The following is a 22,799-nucleotide window of genomic DNA, read 5'->3' as shown; positions in this document are numbered from 1 at the left end:
ATTTTTAGTCAAGCAGATTTTATGTACGGTGTAGGTGGAGCTTCAATTTTAACAGCCATCGTTTTCTTAATGACAACCATTTAAAACGGAGGTATCCAATGAAAAACTACATAGTAGAGCATTAGCAAAAGCAATCCACTCGATTAACAGCGGATTGCTTTTTGTGTGCTATATTTTTTTAAATTTTAACGTCATCATAATCGCTGTAACGATCAAAAGCAGATACTGCGTAAGAACAAACAGGTTCTAACTTATAACCATGTTCACGAGCAAAATTTGCCGTTTGGTCTAAAAGCTTTTTAGCCAATCCTTGATGGCGTAACGATTCTTCAACGAAAGTATGTTCAATGACCATTACATCTGCCAATTTTGTCCAAGCAATTTCACCTTTCGTGCCTCCTTCATCTTCAAGGCGATAAGCAAATTCATCACTGCCTAATTCAACTAATTTAAAATCCATTCTCTATTCCCCCCTATTCTACTCGGTGTCCAATAGTTGCAAAGATGCTTCAATTTGACTGCGTTTTGTTTCTAAAAATGGCGGTAGTGCAAGCCCAGCTCCTAAACGGTCAACCGGTTCATCTGTTGCAAACCCCGGCCCGTCTGTTGACAATTCAAAGAGAATCCCATTAGGCTCTCTGAAATAAATGGCCTTAAAGTAATAACGGTCGATTTCTCCTGAAGTCATCAAACCATTTGAACGCAAATGTTCATCCCATTTGCTATATTCTTCATTCGTTTTGATGCGGAACGCAACATGATGGACACTTCCTCTACCAGGACGTTCCAGAGGGAGATCCGATCGCTCTTCTAAATGTATTTCGCCAGCAGGACCCCCATCTCCTGTTGAAAAGACTAAAATATCTTTTTGTCCCTCCACAGTTGATGGATATTCCCCAATCTGTTCAAACCCCATAATAGTAGTCAAAACAGCTGCCGTTTTATTGCTTTTTCGGACCGTCAATCGCACGGGACCTAACCCAACAATCGCAAAATCTTCGGGAACCCCGCCTTTTGTCCATGGGATGCCGTATTCAATTCCACTGCCATCATCAACTACCAACATTAATCTAGAACCTTCAAAATCTTGAAATGTTAAGGTCGACCGGTTGAAGCGTTGCTCAACTTTTCCATGAGGGACGTTAAATTTATCAAAACGATCCACCCAATAATCTAATGCCTCAACGTTTTTCACACGAAATGCTGTATTGCTGATACTCGATACACCAGGATAAGTACGTCCTGCCATAGGGATATCAAAATATGTCATATCAGTACCCGGAGTACCAACAGCATCAGCATAAAATAAATGATAAGAAGAAGGATTATCTTGATTGACCGTTTTTTTAACTAAACGCAATCCAAGAATCCGAGTAAAAAAGTCATGGTTGGCAATAGCATTTGCTGTTATCGCTGAAACGTGGTGAATACCTTCCAATTTCATTATTAACCCTCCTCATTTACCTCTAATTCAAGATATTAACTTTATACTATCACTGACTTTTGATCTCCTCAAGATATTAAGCTTTCATAAAAAAAGGCAAACCCATTTGGTAGTGACCCCTTAAAGTTAGAGTTCAAATCTAACTTTTGGGTTGCACTACCTTTCCAAGGTTTGCCTGTTTTCATTTAATTGAACCAACCACTTACAGTGTCCGCTATGTTTTTAAAGAATTTTTTTACACTTGCCCAAAATCCTTCATCATTAACGATCGTGGTAATTTTATCTTCAATTGTTTTACTCAAATCTTCTAGTTGCGTTGACCATTTTGAAAAATCAATATCAAGTTGACGAATACGGTCCATCAAATCTACTAGTAATTGACGGTCTTCTGGACTCAACTCGATTTGTAGCTTGTCTAATTGCTCTTCAACAATTTGTTCTACCTCATCACGCGAAGCAGGTTTTTTTTCAGCAATTTGTTTTTTAATTTCTGTTAATAACTCGCTAACTTCATCGTCTCCAACGCCACCGTCTACAAGCTCCGTCGCAACTGTCAATTCATCATTAGCTACGTCAGTGCGCTCCGGATCTAGTGCTTCTCCGTTCACTTCGTAAGCTTTATAAATTCCAACAAGCGCTGAATGACCCGTAACGGCTTTTGGTGCTGCTACTTCTACTGTTGCATTTTCAATACCGGCTGTTAACATCGCATTGGCATACATTTCAGTTGTTACTTGCGTAATGTTTACAGGCGTCACGATTTCAATGACCAACCCAGCACCTTCATCTTTACGTGTGATTTTGGCTGATGAATACATATTGGCACGTGAATCGCCGTCTTTAATGTACTTAATCAAATCTTGACCCGTTACTTCAATTTCTTCTACATCTACTTCTCCTGCTACGTCTAAACTCTCAGCCACGGATGCTTTTTCATCTGCTGATAAATTGCCTCCGTAAACTACGATTGGCAACCCGAACTTTTCATTGATGCCGACATTTGCCGAACTGTATGACGGTAGCACAATAGATAATGTAAACAGTAATGCTATTACAGTAATTATTTTTCTCATTTTAACTTGCCCCTTTCTTCAAATTAATACGAAATTAACTTGAAAAGGTTCCTTTACTTCGTCGACATTGTCCATCCCTCTTCTTGGATGATCTGACGGTTTTTGTACAATTTACCGAGTGCTCGTTTAAAAGCAGCCTTACTCATACCGAAAATTTCTTGGATTTCGTCTGGTGAAGATTTATCCGTAAACGGCATTTTTCCACCTGACTGTTCTAAATAACGCATAATTTCTTCGGCATCATCTAATAAGCGTTCTTGCTTTCTAGGAAGTAAAGAACCGTTCAATGTACCATCATCTTTTACATCGATAATACGTACTATTTTTTCTTCACCTAAACGTGGCTCTTCTTTACGTTCTGTTTCGTGGATAAAGATTCGGTGCATTTCTGGTACTGACAGCATAAACGTCCCAACAGGCAATAAACGATATGCACGTGCTTGTACGTTTTGATTGAAAAGAGTTTCTGGTGCTGGTTCCATCAATTCCAATACTTTTTCTTCTGTAGCTAAACGTCCATATAAATCGCCGTGGCGATCTGTGCGAAGCGTCATAAAGATATGATCGCCTTGTTTTGGCCATAACTCTAAAATTTGTGGAAGATCCGCTGGTAACAAATAAACTTCGCGTGTTGTGCCGATATCGACTACTGCGCCTTCACGCTGTGATACTTTCAAGACTTTCGCCCAGCCATACTCACTTGGCAAAATATGCGGAATCATCGGTGTTGCCGAAACGCCTCCTTGGCGATTGCGGTAAAGGAATACTTCAATTTCTTCTCCGATTTCTTGCCCTTCTTCGATTTCTGATGCGTTCATCATTACTTCATCGCCTGAACCATCTGACAAAATCCATTGTGACGTCGTACGATCTTTCACTTGCAATACTGCTTTTAACCCTGGGTGTAAAGCCATAATTAGTTCCTCCTATTTTCTTTAGCTTTCTTTTCCTGCTGTTTTCATCTGTTTAAGTTTTTCCGTAAAATCCGGGCTTTCTTCCAGTAGTTGGACCAAATCAGCAATCCGATCGATTGAATTCCAGCTCAAATGATGTTCGATACCTTCAACATCTTCATAAATCCGTTCTTCATCCACGCCGATTAATTGTAGAAACTGCTCCAGTAAGCCATGTCGTTCTAATAGCCGTTTACCTAGCTTTTGGCCTTTCGGCGTCAACACGAGACCTCTGTAGCGTTCGTATATCAAGTATCCGTCTTTATCTAGCTTCTGCACCATCTTAGTAACAGAAGATGGCAATACGGATAAGGCCTCCGCGATATCTGATACTCGCGCATAGCCTTTTTGCTCAATTAAAGAATATATGATTTCAATATGGTCTTCCATACTTGGAGTAGGCAAAATTCTTTCCTCCCTCACTTAGCTATGTTCAGTTTACTATACCGCCATCATTGAAACAACTGGACTGAGTTTAGCTTAAAACAATTCGTTTTTTCAGAAAGGTTTAAGCTAATTATCACCGGGGTAAGTATTACTATAATCAAAATAGTTATTACAGAAAGGTTGGGTGAAAAACATGGCACGTATTCTTTGGATTATTCTTGCAGTTGTTATTGTAGTATGGCTTATCGGATTCTTAATGGACGTAGCAGGCGGTCTAATACACATTCTATTAATTATTGCTGCAATCATTCTAGTTATCAATTTGGTTACCGGTCGTAAAGGTTTATAACCATAGCGTGATTTACACATAAAGGGTTGTCCCGAAAGTCGTGATAAATGACTTTCGGGACAACCCTTTTTTCTATAGTTGATCAGTCCATAAGCAAAAGCAGGAATGGGAATTACGCAATTTCCATTCCTGCTTTTGTAAAACGCTATTATTCTCGGATTTTGGCATAAACACATGTATCGCGTAGTTTGCCTCCAACACGAGAAATTGTATCGTTGCGCAAAATGCCTTCCAATTCGAAATGGAGTCGGTTCGCTACTGCACGACTGCGAACATTGTCCGGGTCACAACGAATTTCTACACGGTTTGCACCTAGCTCCTCAAAAGCAAAACGGGTGATCCGGTCGACGGCTTCCGAGACAAATCCTTTGCCTTCATAGCGGCTGTCTACCCAATAGCCAATTTCAAACTTGCGCACTTCCCAATCAATGCGATGAAGTCCTGTAGAGCCAATAAACTGTCCGGTTTCTTTCAAGAAAAAGTGTAGACGCAAATCTTTACGTAATTTAAAGTTTGCTTCCGCTTCAATTAATGTTGCCTCTATTTTTGCAAGCTCCGGCTTTTGCTGCGCAAATTGTAACCACGGTCGAAATGACTCTAGCGAATGCATGACTGCCTCATAATTAGCCTTTGCATCCTCTCTTCTAGGTGCACGAATCAGCAATCGCTCTGACTCAAATTCTTCAGGAAAATCGAGTAAGATTGGATTGAATGGTGGTGCTTTCGTTTCAATTACAGCGTCATCCCAAAGAACGGGTGTTGTAATCCCTGCCTGCCAGTCTTCACGTGTCATGCCATAAATTACCGCATCGTAATACCGATTTTCTCGCGGCGAAAACCAAGCTTGCCGTAGATGAGCTTCTTTAACAAAGCCAGTTCGTTCAAACGCTTTACGCATCGCAAAATTATCGTGGCGCGTATTGCCTTCTAGCCTAATTTTCTTTTCTGGTAGCGAAAAAACATAATCTGCTACCATTTTCAAAGCTTTAGGACCATAACCTTTGTTTCGGTAAGGATCAGCAATTCTCAGATCAAACAATGGAATGTCGTCTTGCAGATCAAATATTTGTACTAAACCTACTTGTTTTTTGTCTTCGTTTTCAATCCAAAACGTTGTAACTTGGTCCGATTTATAACCGCCTTCTTCAATTGTTTTTTCAATTAAAGCCCGGACTGGATGTTCATGACCATGAAAAGGCCAAGAATTTGTTGTCATAAAATGAATTAGCTGTTCCTGCTCTTCCATTGTCCACTCTGTTAATCTCAATACAAAACCTCCAAACGTACCTCACTTCTGAACTTTCACAAGACGTAACGCATTTAATATTACCAATAGCGTGGCACCCATATCCGCAAAAATCGCGATCCATAAAGTTAACCAACCAGGAATAATTAATAACAATGCCATTACCTTGAGCCCTAACGCAAAGACGATGTTTTCTTTTATTATACGCAATGTCTTTCTGCTGAGTCGAATCGTATAAGGAAGTTTTTCCAAATCATCAGCCATTAGTGCAATATCTGCTGTTTCGAGCGCCGCATCTGTTCCTGCTCCACCCATTGCAATACCAATACTTGAAGCAGCTAAAGCGGGTGCGTCATTAATGCCATCTCCAACCATAGCAACTCGGCCATATTGTTTTTGGAGCTCTTTTATCGCAGCTAATTTGTCTTCTGGCATGAGTCCAGCACGAACATCTGTCATACCGATTTCCGAAGCAATGGCAGTTGCCGTTGCCGGGTGATCTCCTGTAAGCATGATAGTATGATCGATGCCCATCGCTTTTAACTGCTTAATAATGGATGGACTTTCTACGCGAATAGCATCGGCTATTGCGATAATGCCTAGCAGAACTTTTTCTGAAAAGACCGCAGTGACAGATTTCCCACTCTCTTGAAGTTTACGCGCTTTTTCAGGAATGCGTAAGCCCTTTTCTTCTGCCCAACTTAAACTGCCGACGTAAATGCTTTCTTCGTTAACTGTGGCATATGCTCCTTTTCCTGTAACCGAATTAAAGTTTTCGGAAGGATAGGTGCTTGCTGCTTTTTTAGAAATAGCTTTTGCTAAAGGATGCTGAGACATGGTTTCTACCGATGCCGCTAGTTTTAATAACTCTTCTTCTGTAATAGCATCTTGTGCAATTACGTCTGTTACTTCTGGATAGCCTTTTGTTAAAGTTCCGGTTTTATCAAAAGCGACAGCTTTAATCTGTCCCGTTTCTTCTAAATGAATACCACCTTTAATCAGTACGCCTTGTCGTGCAGCATTACCAATTGCCGTGACAATTGCTACTGGTGTTGATACAACTAAAGCACATGGACAGCCTACAACGAGCACTGCCAAACCTTGATAAACCCACAGTTCCCAGTTGCCCGTTACAAAGCCCGGTACGATGGCTACTAAAAAGGCAATAACAATAATGGCCGGTGTATAGTATTTGGCAAATTGGTCAATGAACTTCTGAGTTGGCGCTTTTTCAGCTTGTGCTTCTTCTACCAAATGAATAATTTTGGCGATTGTCGTATCTTCCACACGCTTCGTGACAGTAACTTCTAACGCACCTTCTTCGTTCATGGTGCCGGCAAATACTTCATCCCCTACAGTTTTAACTGCAGGAATCGACTCTCCTGTGATTGCCGCTTGGTTAACAGCTGACTCTCCGCGTAGAACTGTTCCGTCCATCGCGATTTTCTGTCCCGGTTTAACGATTAAAATGTCACCGATGCGAATTTCTTCTGTATCCAACTCGATCAATTCATCAGCACGTTGGATTAACGCTCGTGCCGGAGCCAAGTCCATCAAACTGCGAATTGATTGACGCGCTTTGTTCATTGAAAATGATTCTAATGCTTCACTGACAGCAAAAAGGAAGACAACAACTGCGCCTTCTCGCCATTCACCAATAATGACCGCACCTATAATAGCGATGGTCATTAATGTTTTCATATCAAACTGGAACTCACTTAAGTTTCTTAAGCCTGTCCAGAACATATGATAACCACCGATTGCCATGGATCCCGCAAATAACGCGATGGCAAAAGGATTTGTTTCGCTCGTTTGAAACGAAACAATGATTCCGGCGATTAGTAATAATAGTGAAAAAGCTGTTTCCATTGTTTGTCTCCGCTGATAAAACGGAACGACTTTAATTTTTTCTTTTTCTGGATAAACCCGGATATGATCGAATGCCCCTGCTTTTTCAAGTGCTTCAATTGGTACATCTCCGTCAATTGTTAATTTGGAAGCTCCAAAGTTCAAATCCACGTTTTTGATATCCGGTAATCCTCGAATATTTTTTTCGAATTTAGCTGCACAACTTGTGCAAGACAAATTTTCTAAGCGATATGTTTTAACCAATTTCTACACCTTCTTTCGTATGTTCGTGAGCGATTTTCACCAATTGACGTACATGGTTATCCGATAAGGAATAATAGATTTGCTTTCCTTTTCGTTCAGACTTCGCCAATGCCCGCTCTCTCAAATACCGCAAATGATGAGATGCAGTTGCTGTTGAAGAGCCAATAACCGCCGCAATGTCACACACACACATTTCTTCTTCTATTGTTAAGGCATATGCAATGCTTAATCTTGTTTCGTCTGCCAATGCTTTAAATAGATTTGCTACGTCCCCTAGGTCGGTCATATTTTGTTGTACACGCTCGACAACTTCCGGATGGACTTTTGTTACTTCACACAACTCTTTCATATGGCACCTCTTTCATTCAAATAAGAGTTTGATTGTTCTCTTCAGTATATTCGCTCAAACCTCTACAGTCAAACCTCCGTTTGAATGAATTGTATTTACATCTAAAAAAAAAGGTGATACAGTTTTATAGCCTATAATTGAAAGAACCAGGAATTATACTTTCTAGATATTTTCGATTAGTTGAACAACAGTTTATGGGATATGGTATCAATACAAATTACAATAGAAGGAAGTGGGAATTTTTGAATACTTTATCTTACAAAGAGCAATGGTTCGGTAACATTCGCGGAGACATTTTAGCCGGAATTGTTGTCGCACTTGCTCTTATACCGGAAGCGATTGCTTTCTCCATCATTGCTGGCGTTGACCCAATGGTCGGCTTGTACGCATCGTTTTCCATCTCCGTTATTATCGCCTTTGTCGGCGGTCGACCGGGTATGATTTCTGCAGCCACAGGTGCTATGGCGCTTGCGATGGTATTATTGGTCCGCGATCATGGACTGGATTATTTATTGGCAGCTACTGTATTGACTGGTGTGCTGCAATTGATTTTCGGCCTTTTAAAGGTTGCTCGTTTTATGAAATTTATCCCCAGAGCGGTTATGATTGGTTTCGTAAACTCATTAGCCATTTTAATCTTTATGGCGCAAGTGCCGTTCATTTTCGGCATCAACACGATTACTTATGTTTTTGTCGGCGTGACATTGGCGATTGTTTATATTTTGCCTCGTTTCTTCACAGCTATTCCGGCTCCACTGATTGCTATCCTCGTATTGACAGGTGTTGTCATCTACACGGGCATCGATATGCAAAACGTCGGTAGCCTCGGTACGATTTCGCAAACTTTGCCGAGCTTCTTCATTCCCAGCGTACCGTTTAACTTGGAAACCTTGCAAATCATTTTCCCGACTGCATTAGCGTTGTCTGTGATTGGTTTACTAGAGTCTTTATTAACAGCATCGATTATTGATGATGCAACAGAAACAGGATCGGATAAAAACCAAGAAGCACGCGGACAAGGTATCGCGAACATCATTACGGGCTTTTTCGGCGGAATGGCAGGTTGCGCGATGATCGGACAATCAGGCATTAACGTTCGTTCAGGCGGTCGTGGACGATTATCGAGTTTTGTTGCAGGTGTTTTCCTAATGTTCTTAATTATTGTTTTGGGCAACTGGGTTATTCAAATTCCGATGCCAGTTCTAGCCGGTATCATGGTAATGGTTTGTATCGGTACTTTTGACTGGGGTTCGTTCAAGTATTTAGCGACGGCTCCAAAAGCTGATGCAATCGTTATGTTGTTAACGGTTGTTGTTGTCGTTTATACACATGATTTATCGAAAGGCGTATTCGCCGGTGTTATTTTAAGCGCAATGTTGTTTGCTGCTAAAATTTCCAAAGTGGAAGTGCGCAAAGAAGGATTGGAAAGCAATGTGTCGAATAGATATACGATACACGGACAATTGTTCTTCGCTTCTTCTCAAGACTTTGTCTCTGAATTCGACAACTTAGAAGTTTCGAAAGAAGTTGTTTTAGACTTTACAGATGCTACCGTTTGGGACGACTCAGGTGTTGGTGCCATCGACCGAGTTATGAACAAACTACAAGCGCAAGGACAAAGTGTCACAATTGTTGGGTTGAACTCTTCAAGCCAAAAACTTGTCGATAAGTTAGCAACCTATAGCAATGCTGGTAAAGGTACATCATAAGGAGGATGCTCTATGTATGAGAAAATTTTAGTTGCAGCAGATGGCTCGGATCATTCAAAACGCGCTGCTCACGAAGCAGTAAGAATGGCTAAAGCCAATCCACAAGCATTCATCACTTTGCTTTATGTGATTGATTATGAAAAAGCTCGTACTGAGATTCTTCATGGCCAAAGCAGTGACGAAGTTCATTTGGAACGTCGCAAGCATTTAGTGCCACTCGAAGAAATTTTTCGTTCTGCCGATATTAATTTTGAAACCAAAACGCTTCACGGCATTCCAGGACCCACTATCGTCAAGCATGCGAATGAAGTTGGCTATGACGTTGTGCTAATCGGTAGCCGCGGATTAAACTCACTTCAAGAAATGGTACTTGGCAGCGTTAGCCATAAAGTAGCTAAACGCGTTCAATCACCTGTTATTATCGTTAAATAACCTATAAAAGAGCCCTTCGCGATTTTCGCGAAGGGCTCTTTCTAAGTTATTGAAGAAATATCCATATTTCCATTTCGCTTCAGGCGGACGCGTTCCACGGGCACGGCTTCTGTCGCCGCCTTCCGCTTTATTAAAAATATCGAAAATTGAGAAGTATCTGCCTAGCCCCTCATTAGTTACAATGGGATTTTTATTGTATTAACATATAACCTAAGCTGAATAACGCAATTCCCGAAGTTAAAGTGGCCATAATATAGAACCCAGCTGCCAGCCATTTGCCGTCTTCAATATCTTTCACAACATCTAAAGCCATCGTTGAAAATGTTGTAAAAGCGCCTAAAAATCCAGTCATCCAGAAAACCGATAAGCTTCCCTCACCAATTAATAAACCTAAAACAAATGAACCCAGACTATTAACAAGCCAAGTCGCAACTTTGGGTTGCCAAACACGGCTTTCGATTAACAAATAAAATAAATAACGTGTAATCGCTCCTAAAAATCCACCGATTGCGACACTAATCACGGTGACACCTCTTTTCTACCGACCCATAATCCAGCTCCAGCTGCCGCAACGCATGCAATCGTCATGCTCATAGCAAATGCTATGCCTAGCCAAATAGAAGATTCAAGGTAATAAAACCATCCCGATGAGAATGCTGAAAATGTGGTAAAAGAGCCCAGCAGACCAGTCGAAATCAACAATCGCAGTTCAGCTGATTGTTGAGACAAGCGAATAGCTGCCACGCCGATTAAAAAACTGCCGATCACATTAACAAGCCAAAGCCCCAGACCATCGGCAGCTACCATGTATATTCCAGAACGTAAAAGTGCACCGATCATGCCGCCAAGTCCTACAGCTAGTATTCTTGTCATTGATTATTCCTCACATCCATTTTTCACCAGTATAACTTATTCGGCATTTAATATTAATGTCGAACCTTTAACTTCTTCTTCGATCTCTGTTTCATGAAAATCCCCTTGTGCCCAATCGTCTACTTGGTTATGGAAGTAATCCGATTTCATGTGACCGCTTAATCCCGGTCCTACGATGTGATATGCACTCGACAAATCAGCAAGGTCTGCAACAAACCGCCAAGATGCACCGTGGTCGACATCGCCATCCGGTGTTGATGCCGCTGCTTGAACAGTGATATTCGAACCTCCGATTGGCACAGGATCCGGATTTAGAAACTCAGCAAAAATTGGAGACGCCCCCGCTAATGGATGCGGGAAAGTTAATTGATGATCTTCTCCCCAACTCCAGTCAGACAAGTCATTTCCTTGTTCTTCTTCAATTTCAGCGACAACTGTTTCCAATGAATCCACAAGCCATTTTTCTGCTCCGCCGTATTCACTTACCCAAACACCTGCGTTTCCAGCAAAAGCATCACGCATCATTTCATCGGTGATATGGTTTTTTCCATCCAGCATTTTATAGACGTCTTTTGGAAATTCATCAGCGAGTAAAGTTTCAGGTAATTGCTTTATCCATTTATGAAAGACTAATGGTGCACCTTGTTCTTTACTATCCACTTGGTCCCATTTTTCTAGCAGCGAAAGAACTTCGTCGTAATCTTTTGTACTATCACGTACCGTAGCAATCATGTCTTCTAAAAATTCTGCTGCATATAAATTCTTTTGATCCATTTGTAATTTCATCATATCTTCTGCCGTAAGATCATCTGATGCTTCTAACACTTCGGCAATTCGTTCATAGCGATATGGCTGTGCCCAAAAATCCGTAATATGGTAAGGATAAGAATCATCAATAACTTCATTGTTTGCTGTCGCAATAAACCCATTTTCTGGATTTACTGATCGCGGTAATTCATCAAAAGGCACATAACCTTCCCATCCATAGTCTGCCGAATTTCCTGGAACCGGCAATTGACCATCTCCAGACTTCCGAATTGGAATACGGCCATTCGCTTTATAAGCAATGGTGCCATCTGTAGAAGCAAAAACAAAGTTTTGTGCAGGTGCTTGGAAATCCTCGAGTGCTAGTTCAAACTCTTCCCAATTAGATGCTTTATTGAAATTTAAGACTGCCTGCAGTTCGAGTGTTGGCTCTAGAGCCGTCCATTGCATCGAAAATACTGCGCTTGGTTGTTCTTTGTCATAAAGAATATTCGAAACAACAGGTCCGTGCCTTGTTACTAGTACCTCGAAATCTTCTGTCTCACCATCTTTTATTTTAATCGGTTCTTTTCTTACTTCTGCTTGCTCCCACTCTCCCTCGTACTCAAATTGGGTAGGGTTTTCAGGATTTGGTGTTTCAATGTAAAGATCTTGAACATCGGGCCCAACATTCGTTACACCCCAAGCAATTTCTTCATTATGTCCCAGAATAATGCCTGGAACACCAGCAAAAATAACGCCACTGACATTTTGGTCAGGAGATTCCAAATGCATTTGGTACCAAATAGAAGGAGTGCTAAGACCAAGATGTGGATCGTCTGCAAGTAAGGGCTTGCCACTTGCCGTTTTATCACCCGACACTACCCAGTTATTGCTGCCGTTAAATTCTGGAGGAATAACTGATGCATCAAATTCACCAGCGACTTGAACTTGTTGCTGTTTGTTTGCCGCTAAAATTGCCGGTGCGTTTTCAGGGTATTCAATAAATAACTCACGCGCTTTATCTTCTGGAAATTCGTTTAATGTCCAATGACGAACGGCGAGTGTATTCCAATGTCCACCAAGGTCATAGGCCATAAACTTGCCAATCGTCAGCGAGTCTATGGGTGTCCATTCAGTCGGTTCGTATCCAAGAATAGAAAATTCAAAGCTCAAATTGCCATTTTCTTTTGCTTCTTCCATATAGGCATTGACGCCTTCTGCATACCATTCTAATACTTGTTGAGCTTGCTGATCATAACCATCCCAAGATTTTTCAGCCGCGTCACGCAAACTAAACGTTCTAAAAAACTTATCTGTATCGACTGCATCAGCTCCAATGACTTCTGCCAATTGACCACTTGCCTGTCTACGAGATAAATCCATTTGGAACATACGATCTTGCGCTTGGACATATCCTTGTGCTCTGTATAAATCGGCATCAGTGTTCGCCTTAATGTGTGGCACTCCTATCTCATCACGGATAACCGTTGCATCATTGTCCAGTATTTCTACCGCTACCTCTCCTTCGATAAGCGGTTTAGACTTATTTAGGAAGACATTTATAAAAATAAGCAATGCCACTATTATTATGACAAGTACACCCAACGTAGCGATTAGCCATTTTAGCCATCTTTTGTTTTTCACTTTCTCCCTCATGAATCTTCCCCCTTTTCCTTAGTGTTTCATTCGACTATCGAAAGATAAATACCTTTTCTAAACAAAAAAAGATGCCCTATAAAAGGGCATCCACTTTACTCATATTCAGTCTTCTCCGACAATCTTCACTTCAAGTTCTAAATCAATACCGAAATTGTTAAACACTGTCGTTTTAACCATTTCAATAGTTTTAATGTAATCGTTAGCTGTCGCATTATCCTTATTAACGATAAATCCAGCATGTTTTGTAGAAACTTCTGCACCGCCAAATCCTTTTCCTTGCAAGCCACTATCTTGTATTAACTTTCCTGCGAAATTGCCAGGTGGTCGTTTAAAGACACTGCCTGCAGAAGGGAATTCCAATGGCTGTTTTGATTCACGCTGATACGTCAATTCACTCATTTTGGCATCAATGACCATTTGATTGCCAACTTCTAAGTCGAACTCGGCTGATAACACATAAAAGCCTTTTTTCGTAATCACACTTTTCCGGTAACCGAGACCTAAATCTTCCTTAGATAAAACGAGCAAATCTCCTTCTTTCGAAAGAACCGTCGCTTGTTTAATAACGTCTTTAATTTCTCCGCCGTAAGCACCGGCATTCATCGCCATCGCCCCACCAATCGAGCCTGGGATTCCACAAGCAAACTCAAATCCAGTTAATTGTTTTGCTGCAGCGGCTTTAGAAACTTTTTTAATGTTCGCTCCGCCTTGAGCATAAACTTTTGTACCTTCTATACGGATTGTCTGTAACCCTTTCAAGGTCAAGACAATGCCACGAAATCCTCCATCTCGGACAACCATATTCGAGCCATTCCCAAGAAGTAGTAGAGGTATATTATTTTTATATGCATACTTTACAGTGAAAGCAGTTTCTTCTTCAGTTGTTGGTGCCACAAAAATATCAGCTGGCCCACCCATTTTAGTTAGTGTATGAAGGTATAGCGGTTCATCCACTTTGACGTGATCGTCTGTTAAAAAACTGCGTAAATCCGTCAACCATTGTTGTTTCGTCATTAAATGCAAATCCCTTCTTAACTTATAGCTTCTATTAGTATCTAATTTTCATCTTGATTTGACAAGCAATAAAGTAAAGTTCAGTACAAAAGACTAGTTAAATTAATCTCGAATTAAAGAGTTTTTAATTAAAGAGTATTGACTTCAAGATTTAATCTTGTTATATTTATTTTAGATAATAAATTTTAGGAGGAATTCAATATGAAAAAATGGACAGTAGATACAGCACACTCGGAAATCGGATTTTCAGTAAAACATATGATGATTTCAAAAGTAAGAGGTACTTTCACATCTTATGAAGCAACCATTGAAGCAAACGAAGAGGATTTACAAGGCGCATTGATCGATTTTAAAATCGATGTAGCAAGCATCAGCACTAAAAACAATGACCGCGACAACCACTTGCGCTCTGCAGATTTTTTTGATGCTGAGCAATTCCCGCATATCACATTCAAAGCAAACGAAATCGTTAAAAAAGGCGACGAATATACAATGACCGGTGACCTAACGATGAAAGATGTAACTCACCCAGTAACTTTCGATGTAGAATATAACGGTAAAGGCACAAACCCATGGGGCGTTGAAGTCGTAGCTTACAATGTCGATGGTAAAGTAACCCGCAAAGATTTTGGTCTTACATGGAACCAAGCTCTTGAAACAGGCGGCGTAATGGTTGGCGAAGACATTAAAATTCATCTAGAAGTTCAAGCAAATCCAGCTGAATAAATTCTAATAAAGCAGTGAGGAAAATTTCCTCACTGCTTTTTTCTATTGCTCCGTTTCTATTTTTTTGAGGGGTTTTACAGCCGGTCCATTTAGCACTTCTCCAGTATACGAAAAACGTGAGCCGTGGCACGGACAATCCCATGACCGCTCTGCATCATTCCACTTAACATCACAGCCCATATGGGTGCAGGCCGTATCCACTAAATGGACTTGACCGTATTCATCGCGGTAGCCCCCCGCTTTTTTCTTACCGACTCTGACTAGCGAACCTTCGTCTTTCCCCAAATCATCAACTGTCTTGGATGCTCTTTTTAGTTTTCCTGTAACTAGCGACTTTGCAACCGAGGCATTGTCTTTCGCAAAGCTCACCGCATCTTTAGTTTTTACTTTCGTACGTGTTGGATCAAACACTGGCGCATACCGATTTTCGTTACCAAGCACTTGATCGCTGAGCAGCATTCCAGCTAATGCGCCGTTTGACATTCCCCATTTATGAAATCCAGTAGCGACTAAAATATTGTCATAACCTGCTGTGATGGTACCGATATAAGGGATTGTATCAAGCGTTGTCATGTCTTGCGATGACCACCGATACGGAACTTCCTCAATCCCAAAATGCTCGTTGCCGAATTTTTCAAGATTGTAATAATGTTCTATCGTTTCGCTCGAACTTTTACCCGTAGCGTGGCCGTCACCACCAATTAGCAATAATTTTTCACCATTCTCGCCTGGTGCGTAACGCAAAGACCGAGAAGGCATATCTCCACTAATGTACATATCGTTCGGAACATTGCCCTTCACTTTAGCAGCGATAGCATACGAGCGATTGACCTTTAAACGCGAAAAATACATGCCATCAAAATCATTAAAAGGATAATGACTAGCGACAATGACTTTATTGCACGATAGATGCGACAGATTTTCAGTTTGAATGACCGGATCATTTTTGCTTAAAATTTTCATAGCTCGCGTTTGTTCGTAAATTTTGCCACCCAATCGTTCAATTTCTTTTATCAATCCTGCTAAAAATTTCACTGGGTGAAATTGCGCTTGATTGCGCATGACAATGGCTTCTTCCACAGAAAACGGCAATTCCACTTCGTCTTTTGCCAGTTCACCGTCTATACCTAGCTTCATATAAGCCTCTGCTTCTTTTTCAATTTGCTTAGCTCCAGCGACAGTGTTGGCATAGACAAACGCATTATGATGAGAAAAATCACAGTCAATTGAAAGTTCTTTTGCAGTGTCTTCAATAAATTTCAACCCATCCATATTTGCTTGGTAGTAAAGTTTCGCTTGTTCTTCTCCCACTATTTGAATTAAGGAGTTATAATACAAGCCATGTTGTGCCGTTATTTTTGCAGTGGTTCGTCCCGTTACACCATCAACCAATTTTCCTGCCTCAATTAACGCAACTTTTTTACCAGCTTTAGCTAATAAGTAAGCACTAATGACGCCGACCATTCCTCCACCAACCACGGCGATATCAGTCGACTCATTTACCTGTAACGCTGGGTAGCTTGGAATATCCTTATATTCTCTCCAATACGATTTCTGTTCATGTGGAATTTGGCTCTCACGATCATTTTGCACCTCGTCATTCCTCCTCGACTGCTTTTATCTCCTATCTACCCCGATTGGAAATTCCTAATCAAAAGCCGATGGTTTTTCCAGTTATTTGGACACACTGTCGAAATCGATGCAAATACTGTCCAAATTTCTGAAATACTGTCCGATTCAGATGATTTACTGTCCAAACCGACCAAAATACTGTCCAACCTCAAGATTTAGATGTTTTCAGCGGAAAGCGCGACTTCGCGCTTTCCTGGACTTAGGCATTGAGGGGTGGTTGATTCGAGAGGGAAAAATTGGATATACTGTCCAGTTTGAGTTGAATACTGTCCGATTCCACTCTTTCACTGTCCAAATCACACTAAATACTGTCCAAACGAAAAAAAGGACAACCAATTAAGGTTGTCCTTTCCCGCAAAAATTATGCGTACACTTTAACTAGCGAATTCGCTGCTTGTTCTACGCGTTTCATGCCTTCAGCTTTAATTTCTTCTGCACGATCAGGGTACATATTATGTCCTTCAATGATGACTTCTTCAATATCTGTAATTCCGAAGAAATCCATGATCAAGCGAACATAGTTAACGCTCATTTCAGCCGGAGCCATTTCTGGTGTTGAATATACTCCGCCGCGTGCATTTAAAATGATGACTTTTTTCTCTGGTACAAGACCAACTGGGCCTTCTGCTGTGTATTTGAATGTCACACCTGCACGGTAAACGTAATCAATAAAGGTTTGCAATGGTGCTGGAATGGTTTTATTCCATAACGGAAATGCGAAAACGACGATATCTGCTTCCATGAATGCATCCATTGCTTTGTTTGCTGCAGTCAAGATGCGTTGCTCAAGCTCATTCAATGGTTCAGCTTGAGCTGATTTTTGCATAGCGTCAAAGAAATCTTGACCAAAATACGGCATATCTTCTTTAAATACATCAAACGTATTAACGTTAAGTTCTGTGCCTAAACCAATTGTGTCCATGAACACTTCATACATTTTACTTGAAACCCCTTCAGTCGCAGGGCGGTTATTAGCTTTTACTACTAATAGATTTGTCATTAAATGAACACTCCTTTAATTACTCTGAAAATATTTATCTCAGTTTAAAACTACTTTGTTATCTTAATAAAAAAGCAGAGTAAAGTCAATTACTCTGCTTTGAATCACTAATTCCCATCACATGAATCGCCTGTGCAAAAACTCGTTTTCTTGCCCATCGGTTTTAGCTTAGGACGAATGCCTTCTTCTTCAGCGATTTGTTCTAATGCTTCAACAAACGCTTCTACCGGTTGCGCACCAGATATTGCGTATTTACGATTAACCACAAAGAACGGTACTCCTTGGACACCAATTTGACCCGCTTCAGCGATATCTAACTGAACTTGCCCCATAAACTGATCGGATTCAAGTACTTTTACTGCTTCCTCTTTTGGTAAATCAATCGATTCAGCAATCGACACTAACACTTCATGATTGCCTACGTTTTTTGCTTGGATAAAGTATTCATCCATCAGCTTTTCCGTAAGCTCTCCATCTTTGCCATGTGTCTCAGCCCATTTCACTAAACGATGAGCTGCTAACGTATTCGCTTCTACCATGTTATCAAAATCATATTCCAACCCGACCGTGCGAGCATGTTCTGCCACGCCTTTAGACATTTCTTTTGCCTGTTCAACAGTCTGTCCAAATTTTTTCGCTAAACTTTCATATGTCGGAACATCCGAATCGATCGGCGTATTTGGATTTAACTGATAAGCCTTATATGAAACTTCTGCCTGACTGGCAAAACCTGATTGAGCTAATGCTTTCTCTAATGTTCGCTTGCCTATATAACAGAATGGGCACACATAATCTGACCAAACTTCAATTTTCATATATTCCACCTCGCCATTAACTATAGCAACGAAAACAATAGCGCTCAATTTTTTTGCCTATAAAAAGAAAATCGGGGGTGATATCCCTATATACACAGGGTTTACAAAATACCAATAAGGGAATATTATACCCTCCGCTTATATCGTACCCACAAAAAAACTGACTCCCAATAGGAAATCAGCTCAATGCTTCTGTAATAACAGGAACGATTTGTTTTTTGCGTGACACCACACCTGGCAATAAAACGCGGTTATCAACAACGCTTGATTTGAAAGCAGCTTCCACAACGTTTGCTTTTTCACCAAGAACGATGGCCACCGAATTATTATTGAGGATGTCTGTAACAACAAACATAAACAACCCTAACTCTTTAGTTGAAATGGCATTAGCCATTAAGACTTCAAGTTCTTTTTGACGGATCATAACTTCTTCGATATCAATAGCATTGACTTGCGCCACTTCGAATCGATAATCGCCTGCTTCAAATTCTTTTGCATCTAATGAAATTAAGTCTTCTAATGTTTTATTGCTTAAATCAGCTCCAGCTTTTAATAGGTCCAAACCATAGCTTTCTGCATCAATATTGGCAATTTTCGCTAGTTCAGCTGCAGCATCAATATCTTGCTGTGTGCATGTTGGCGATTTAAAAAGAAGTGAATCTGAAATAATAGCAGATAACATCAATCCTGCAATATTAGCAGGAACTTCTACACCGTTTTCTTTGAATAGTTTAAGGAGAATTGTCGTCGTGCAACCCACCGGCTCAGCACGGAAATATAACGGATCTGTGGTTTCAAAGTTTGCGATGCGGTGATGGTCTACAACTTCAATCACTTGTACTTCATCAATATCGTCAGCACTTTGTTGGCGTTCGTTGTGATCTACTAAGATTACTTGTTCCACTTCTTTAGCAACTTGTGTCACAAGTCTAGGCTGGTCGAACTTAAAAGTCTCTAGAGCAAACAAAGTTTCGTTGTTAACTTCACCTAGACGAATGGGTTCAGCAACCATGCCCATTTCATTTTTTAAATATGCATATGAAATAGCCGAACAAATAGAATCGGTGTCCGGATTTTTATGACCTAATACTAAAACTTTTGACATAAATAATAGCCTCCTGAAAAACATAGTTTCTGTGCTTATTCTATCATAATATTAGCATTTGAAAAAATTAGACCTTTCAAATTGTTAACAAATATGAAATAGGTTAAAGTTTATAGAATTATCTGTATATTTAAAATTTATTGTGTACTTTAGCATAGTTCAATGGTATAATATGACTAACTAATTCTAAGTTATGCGGAAGGAAGAGAAGCCTGTGACTATTTTACTGGAAAAGAAATACATTCCTCTAGCAAATTATTTTTCCGGAGCGACTAATGCCTCAATAAAATTAACGTTTTCTGAAATCGAACAAATTATGGGACAGAACTTGCCCAATGCCGCTTACTTAAACAAAAGTTGGTGGAAAAAGGTAAAAGCACCCGCCAAACATTTTCATGCCTGGGTAGATGCAGGTTACTTTGTCACGAATGTAGAACCTGACCGGTTTGTTGTATTCGAAAGAATTGATTCTACTAACGGTACAGGCACAGGCACAGATGAAGAAGATCAGGATATTTTATTGATTCGAACAGCAGAGCATGGGGATGCACGCTCTCTTGCAGCTTTACAAAAAACAGTAGAGTCTGAATCTAATTATATGCTCTACGCTAAAGACGAGCGTACACAATCTACGCAAAAAGTTCGCAAGCAAATCATTGAATGGAAACAAAGTGGTCACTCTACTATCATTCTCGCTATACTAAACGGTCAACATGTAGGCTTTTTAATGATTATTGGCAATGACGCAAAACGCGCTGCGCACCGTGCTACTATTGAGCTCGGCCTACAAAAAGATGCTCAAGGCAAAGGGATTGCCAAAGCACTTCTGAAAAAAGCGGAAGAATGGTCTAAAGAAAAAGGTATTTCTCGACTCGAAGTATCAATTGTCGAAGAAAACGAAGCTGCACGTAATTTATATGAAAAAGCTGGCTTCAAATCAGAAGGCATTCGTGAAAATTCGATGATGATTGACAACAAACCTCATAATGAATTATATTTAGCCAAGTTTTTGGACTAATTAAAAGGAGCATGCCGAGGGCAAGCTCCTTTTTCATGTTTTTAAGTTAAAATCGTTAACCACAAATACAGTCCTGTTAGCGTAATAAACAAAGTAGGTACTGTTAAGATAATCCCAATCTTAAAGTAATACCCCCACGAAATTTCTACACCTTTCGTCTTCAGAACATGTAACCATAATAATGTCGCTAATGAACCAATTGGCGTGATTTTCGGCCCTAAATCTGAACCAATTACATTGGCATAGATTAACGCTTCCCTAACCACACCTGTCGTATTGGTTTCAGCAATTGCTAGCGCATCAATCATGACAGTCGGCATATTGTTCATAACAGAAGAAAGAATTGCCGCGATAAAGCCCATTCCAATAGTTGCAGCGTACAAGCCATGACTTGATGTCCACTCAATTGCCGTGGCCAACACCGACGTAAGCCCTACATTTCTCAAACCATAAACAACTACATACATACCGATAGAGAAAAAGACCACTGCCCAAGGTGCTCCTTTTAAAACAGTCATTGTTTCTACCGATTTACTGTTTCGAGCAATGGCTAAGAAAATAATCGCTACTGTTCCAGCGATAAAGGATACCGGAATCCCTAACGCTTCACTACTAAAATAACCAATTAGTAAGATAACGAGCACTACCCAAGATATACGGAAAATACGGATATCTTTTATAGCAGAAGCCGGTGTTTTTAAAATACTGTCGTCAAAGTGCTTCGGAATATCTTTTCGGAAATACAAATACAGTACGAGCATACTTGCAGCAATACTGAACAAATTAGGAACAACCATACGAATCGCATATTCGGTAAAGCCAATATCAAAAAAGTCAGCAGATACGATATTAACCAAATTACTTACTACAAAAGGAAGCGATGCCGTATCTGCAATAAATCCACTAGCCATAATAAACGGCAAAATCATCGCATCTTTAAATTTCAATGCGCGAACCATCGCCAAAACAATTGGCGTTAAAATTAACGCTGCTCCGTCATTGGCAAATAACGCTGCCACAAACGCCCCTAACATCGTTACGAGGAAAAACATTCGCAAGCCGCTGCCTTTCGCGAAGCGTGCCATATGTAATGCTGCCCATTCAAAAAAACCAATTTCATCAAGAATTAATGAAATAATAATTAATGCAACAAAGGTTAATGTTGCATTCCAAACAATTCCAGTTACGTCCCATACGTCACCAAAATCAACAACTCCAAACACTAACGCAACAATTGCTCCTGCAATAGCAGACCAACCGATCGACAAGCCCTTCGGCTGCCAAATTACAAAGATTAACGTCACAATAAAAATAAAACTCGCTAACCATACATCCACTTTTACACAACTCCCTATTCTTCCTTTTCTAATCAACAACTCTGTAAATGAGTTTAAACTGATATCGAAAATGCTTTTTAACGATTTCTTTCCAAATAAGTAGCAGCTGAAAATTCTATATCCTGCCGCAACACTTACCTATTATATAAGCACCCACTTATGTATTCAAGAGAAAATCGAATTCCTTTAACTCCCATTCCTCACAAAAAACCCGAATCAGCCTTACTGATTCGGGTTTGAACTCGAGTGTTTATTTGTTTAATTGTTCAAGAACACGCAGTGACTCTTTGTTGAACGCTGGAATATCATCCGGCTGACGACTCGTCACCAGTTGATCTTGGCATACCACTACTTCTTCATCGAGTACTGTAGCACCTGCATATTCCATATCAACTTGAATCGATTTATAACCTGTGGCTTTACGGCCTTCTAACGCTTTAGCCGTAATCAGTAATTGAGGTCCATGACAAATGGCAAACACCGGTTTTTTTGCATCCATGAATGTTTTGGCGAATTTCACAAATCGCTCATCTTCACGCAATAAATCTGGTGAAAATCCACCTGGTAAGAACAATGCATCAAAATCCTCCGGGTTTACATCGTCAATGCTTTTATCGATTGTAACAACAGCTTCACCTTGTTTGCCCGTCACTTCTTTCCCTGCTTCTTTTTCGATTGTAAAAACTTCGTGACCTGCCTCATTAAATGCTTTCGAGGGATCTATATATTCCACATCTTCAAACATATCTGTAATTAACGTTGCAATTTTTGCCACTATCTTCCACTCCTTCTGTTTTGTTCACTCTTTTACAGTATTCC

23 protein-coding genes are annotated in these 22,799 nt (G+C 40.3%); 5 read left to right on the top strand and 18 right to left on the bottom strand.

From position 1 onward, the window contains the following. Nucleotides 1-178: 178 nt before the first annotated feature. The 5 genes from BBI08_RS02495 to mntR all read right to left on the bottom strand — a co-directional run bounded on the left by BBI08_RS02495 (nt 179) and on the right by mntR (nt 3,875). On the bottom strand, nt 179-460 hold the full coding sequence (locus tag BBI08_RS02495) for a GNAT family N-acetyltransferase (RefSeq protein ID WP_008498791.1): 282 nt from the start codon (nt 458-460) through the stop codon (nt 179-181). Between the two features lie 18 nt (nt 461-478). Continuing rightward, nucleotides 479-1,444 carry a ring-cleaving dioxygenase gene (locus tag BBI08_RS02490; RefSeq protein ID WP_008498790.1) on the bottom strand — a complete coding sequence of 322 codons (966 nt, stop codon included), beginning with the start codon at nt 1,442-1,444 and terminating at the stop codon, nt 479-481. Between the two features lie 185 nt (nt 1,445-1,629). After that, nucleotides 1,630-2,517 carry a DUF1002 domain-containing protein gene (locus BBI08_RS02485; protein WP_008498789.1) on the bottom strand — a complete coding sequence of 296 codons (888 nt, stop codon included), beginning with the start codon at nt 2,515-2,517 and terminating at the stop codon, nt 1,630-1,632. Between the two features lie 53 nt (nt 2,518-2,570). Continuing rightward, nucleotides 2,571-3,431 (bottom strand): CvfB family protein, encoded by an 861-nt coding sequence (locus tag BBI08_RS02480; protein ID WP_008498788.1) that lies wholly within the window; start codon nt 3,429-3,431, stop codon nt 2,571-2,573. A gap of 21 nt (nt 3,432-3,452) precedes the next feature. Continuing rightward, nucleotides 3,453-3,875, bottom strand: coding sequence for a transcriptional regulator MntR (mntR, locus tag BBI08_RS02475; RefSeq protein WP_008498787.1), 423 nt, complete (start codon nt 3,873-3,875; stop codon nt 3,453-3,455). A gap of 175 nt (nt 3,876-4,050) precedes the next feature. Between mntR and BBI08_RS16970 the strand changes: the two genes are divergently transcribed. Further along, the gene (locus BBI08_RS16970) at nt 4,051-4,206 is read left to right on the top strand and encodes a lmo0937 family membrane protein (protein WP_008498786.1); all 156 of its coding nucleotides are present in this window, start codon (nt 4,051-4,053) and stop codon (nt 4,204-4,206) included. Nucleotides 4,207-4,354: 148 nt separating this feature from the next. On the opposite strand, the gene BBI08_RS02470 is transcribed toward BBI08_RS16970, so the two are convergent. From BBI08_RS02470 to BBI08_RS02460, 3 genes are read right to left on the bottom strand one after another with little or no spacing between them, the layout of a single operon-like run. Beyond that, the gene (locus BBI08_RS02470; protein ID WP_008498785.1) at nt 4,355-5,473 is read right to left on the bottom strand and encodes a GNAT family N-acetyltransferase; all 1,119 of its coding nucleotides are present in this window, start codon (nt 5,471-5,473) and stop codon (nt 4,355-4,357) included. A gap of 21 nt (nt 5,474-5,494) precedes the next feature. Continuing rightward, entirely contained in the window at nt 5,495-7,564 is a 2,070-nt protein-coding gene (locus BBI08_RS02465) for a heavy metal translocating P-type ATPase (protein WP_065528455.1), read from the bottom strand. Beyond that, nucleotides 7,557-7,913 carry an ArsR/SmtB family transcription factor gene (locus BBI08_RS02460; protein WP_008498784.1) on the bottom strand — a complete coding sequence of 119 codons (357 nt, stop codon included), beginning with the start codon at nt 7,911-7,913 and terminating at the stop codon, nt 7,557-7,559. Before BBI08_RS02460 ends, BBI08_RS02465 begins: the two co-directional genes overlap by 8 nt. 242 nt (nt 7,914-8,155) lie before the next feature. Between BBI08_RS02460 and BBI08_RS02455 the strand changes: the two genes are divergently transcribed. Together BBI08_RS02455 and BBI08_RS02450 are read left to right on the top strand one after the other, a co-directional pair. Further along, complete coding sequence (locus BBI08_RS02455; protein WP_008498783.1) at nt 8,156-9,622, top strand: SulP family inorganic anion transporter; 1,467 nt, start codon at nt 8,156-8,158, stop codon at nt 9,620-9,622. Between the two features lie 12 nt (nt 9,623-9,634). Next, entirely contained in the window at nt 9,635-10,054 is a 420-nt protein-coding gene (locus tag BBI08_RS02450; RefSeq protein WP_008498782.1) for a universal stress protein, read from the top strand. Nucleotides 10,055-10,244: 190 nt separating this feature from the next. Here BBI08_RS02450 and BBI08_RS02445 read toward each other — a convergent pair whose 3' ends face one another. From BBI08_RS02445 to murB, 4 genes are all read right to left on the bottom strand, one after another. Continuing rightward, complete coding sequence (locus BBI08_RS02445; protein WP_040851118.1) at nt 10,245-10,577, bottom strand: fluoride efflux transporter FluC; 333 nt, start codon at nt 10,575-10,577, stop codon at nt 10,245-10,247. Next, the gene (locus tag BBI08_RS02440; protein ID WP_040851116.1) at nt 10,574-10,927 is read right to left on the bottom strand and encodes a fluoride efflux transporter FluC; all 354 of its coding nucleotides are present in this window, start codon (nt 10,925-10,927) and stop codon (nt 10,574-10,576) included. Before BBI08_RS02440 ends, BBI08_RS02445 begins: the two co-directional genes overlap by 4 nt. Nucleotides 10,928-10,963: 36 nt before the next feature. Beyond that, on the bottom strand, nt 10,964-13,330 hold the full coding sequence (locus tag BBI08_RS02435) for a penicillin acylase family protein (RefSeq protein ID WP_008498780.1): 2,367 nt from the start codon (nt 13,328-13,330) through the stop codon (nt 10,964-10,966). A gap of 105 nt (nt 13,331-13,435) precedes the next feature. After that, the gene (gene murB / locus BBI08_RS02430; protein WP_008498779.1) at nt 13,436-14,347 is read right to left on the bottom strand and encodes a UDP-N-acetylmuramate dehydrogenase; all 912 of its coding nucleotides are present in this window, start codon (nt 14,345-14,347) and stop codon (nt 13,436-13,438) included. 201 nt (nt 14,348-14,548) lie between these two features. Between murB and BBI08_RS02425 the strand changes: the two genes are divergently transcribed. Next, nucleotides 14,549-15,073: a YceI family protein gene (locus BBI08_RS02425; protein ID WP_008498778.1), complete on the top strand. Its 525-nt coding sequence runs from the start codon at nt 14,549-14,551 to the stop codon at nt 15,071-15,073. Between the two features lie 42 nt (nt 15,074-15,115). Here the strand turns inward: BBI08_RS02425 and BBI08_RS02420 are convergent, their stop codons facing one another. The 4 genes from BBI08_RS02420 to BBI08_RS02405 form a co-directional block, all read right to left on the bottom strand. Next, on the bottom strand, nt 15,116-16,666 hold the full coding sequence (locus BBI08_RS02420) for an FAD-dependent oxidoreductase (protein ID WP_008498777.1): 1,551 nt from the start codon (nt 16,664-16,666) through the stop codon (nt 15,116-15,118). 400 nt (nt 16,667-17,066) lie between these two features. After that, nucleotides 17,067-17,705: an FMN-dependent NADH-azoreductase gene (locus tag BBI08_RS02415; RefSeq protein ID WP_008498776.1), complete on the bottom strand. Its 639-nt coding sequence runs from the start codon at nt 17,703-17,705 to the stop codon at nt 17,067-17,069. A 107-nt stretch (nt 17,706-17,812) separates the two neighbouring features. Further along, nucleotides 17,813-18,520 carry a DsbA family oxidoreductase gene (locus BBI08_RS02410; protein ID WP_008498775.1) on the bottom strand — a complete coding sequence of 236 codons (708 nt, stop codon included), beginning with the start codon at nt 18,518-18,520 and terminating at the stop codon, nt 17,813-17,815. A 178-nt stretch (nt 18,521-18,698) separates the two neighbouring features. Next, the gene (locus BBI08_RS02405) at nt 18,699-19,625 is read right to left on the bottom strand and encodes a manganese-dependent inorganic pyrophosphatase (RefSeq protein ID WP_008498773.1); all 927 of its coding nucleotides are present in this window, start codon (nt 19,623-19,625) and stop codon (nt 18,699-18,701) included. A 214-nt stretch (nt 19,626-19,839) separates the two neighbouring features. On the opposite strand from BBI08_RS02405, the gene BBI08_RS02400 reads away from it, so the two are divergent. Continuing rightward, on the top strand, nt 19,840-20,643 hold the full coding sequence (locus tag BBI08_RS02400; protein WP_008498772.1) for a GNAT family N-acetyltransferase: 804 nt from the start codon (nt 19,840-19,842) through the stop codon (nt 20,641-20,643). A gap of 41 nt (nt 20,644-20,684) precedes the next feature. On the opposite strand, the gene BBI08_RS02395 is transcribed toward BBI08_RS02400, so the two are convergent. After that, nucleotides 20,685-21,980 (bottom strand): arsenic transporter, encoded by a 1,296-nt coding sequence (locus BBI08_RS02395; protein ID WP_065528454.1) that lies wholly within the window; start codon nt 21,978-21,980, stop codon nt 20,685-20,687. 250 nt (nt 21,981-22,230) lie between these two features. Continuing rightward, a complete protein-coding gene (locus tag BBI08_RS02390) occupies nt 22,231-22,755 on the bottom strand; it encodes a type 1 glutamine amidotransferase domain-containing protein (RefSeq protein WP_008498771.1) in 525 nt (174 codons plus the stop codon). Between the last annotated feature and the right edge of the window lie 44 nt (nt 22,756-22,799).

The organism is Planococcus halocryophilus (genome assembly GCF_001687585.2).
Lineage (GTDB): Bacteria > Bacillota > Bacilli > Bacillales_A > Planococcaceae > Planococcus > Planococcus halocryophilus.
Note: the sequence above shows the minus strand (reverse complement) of the source record. Positions and strands in the feature narration are given on the sequence as shown.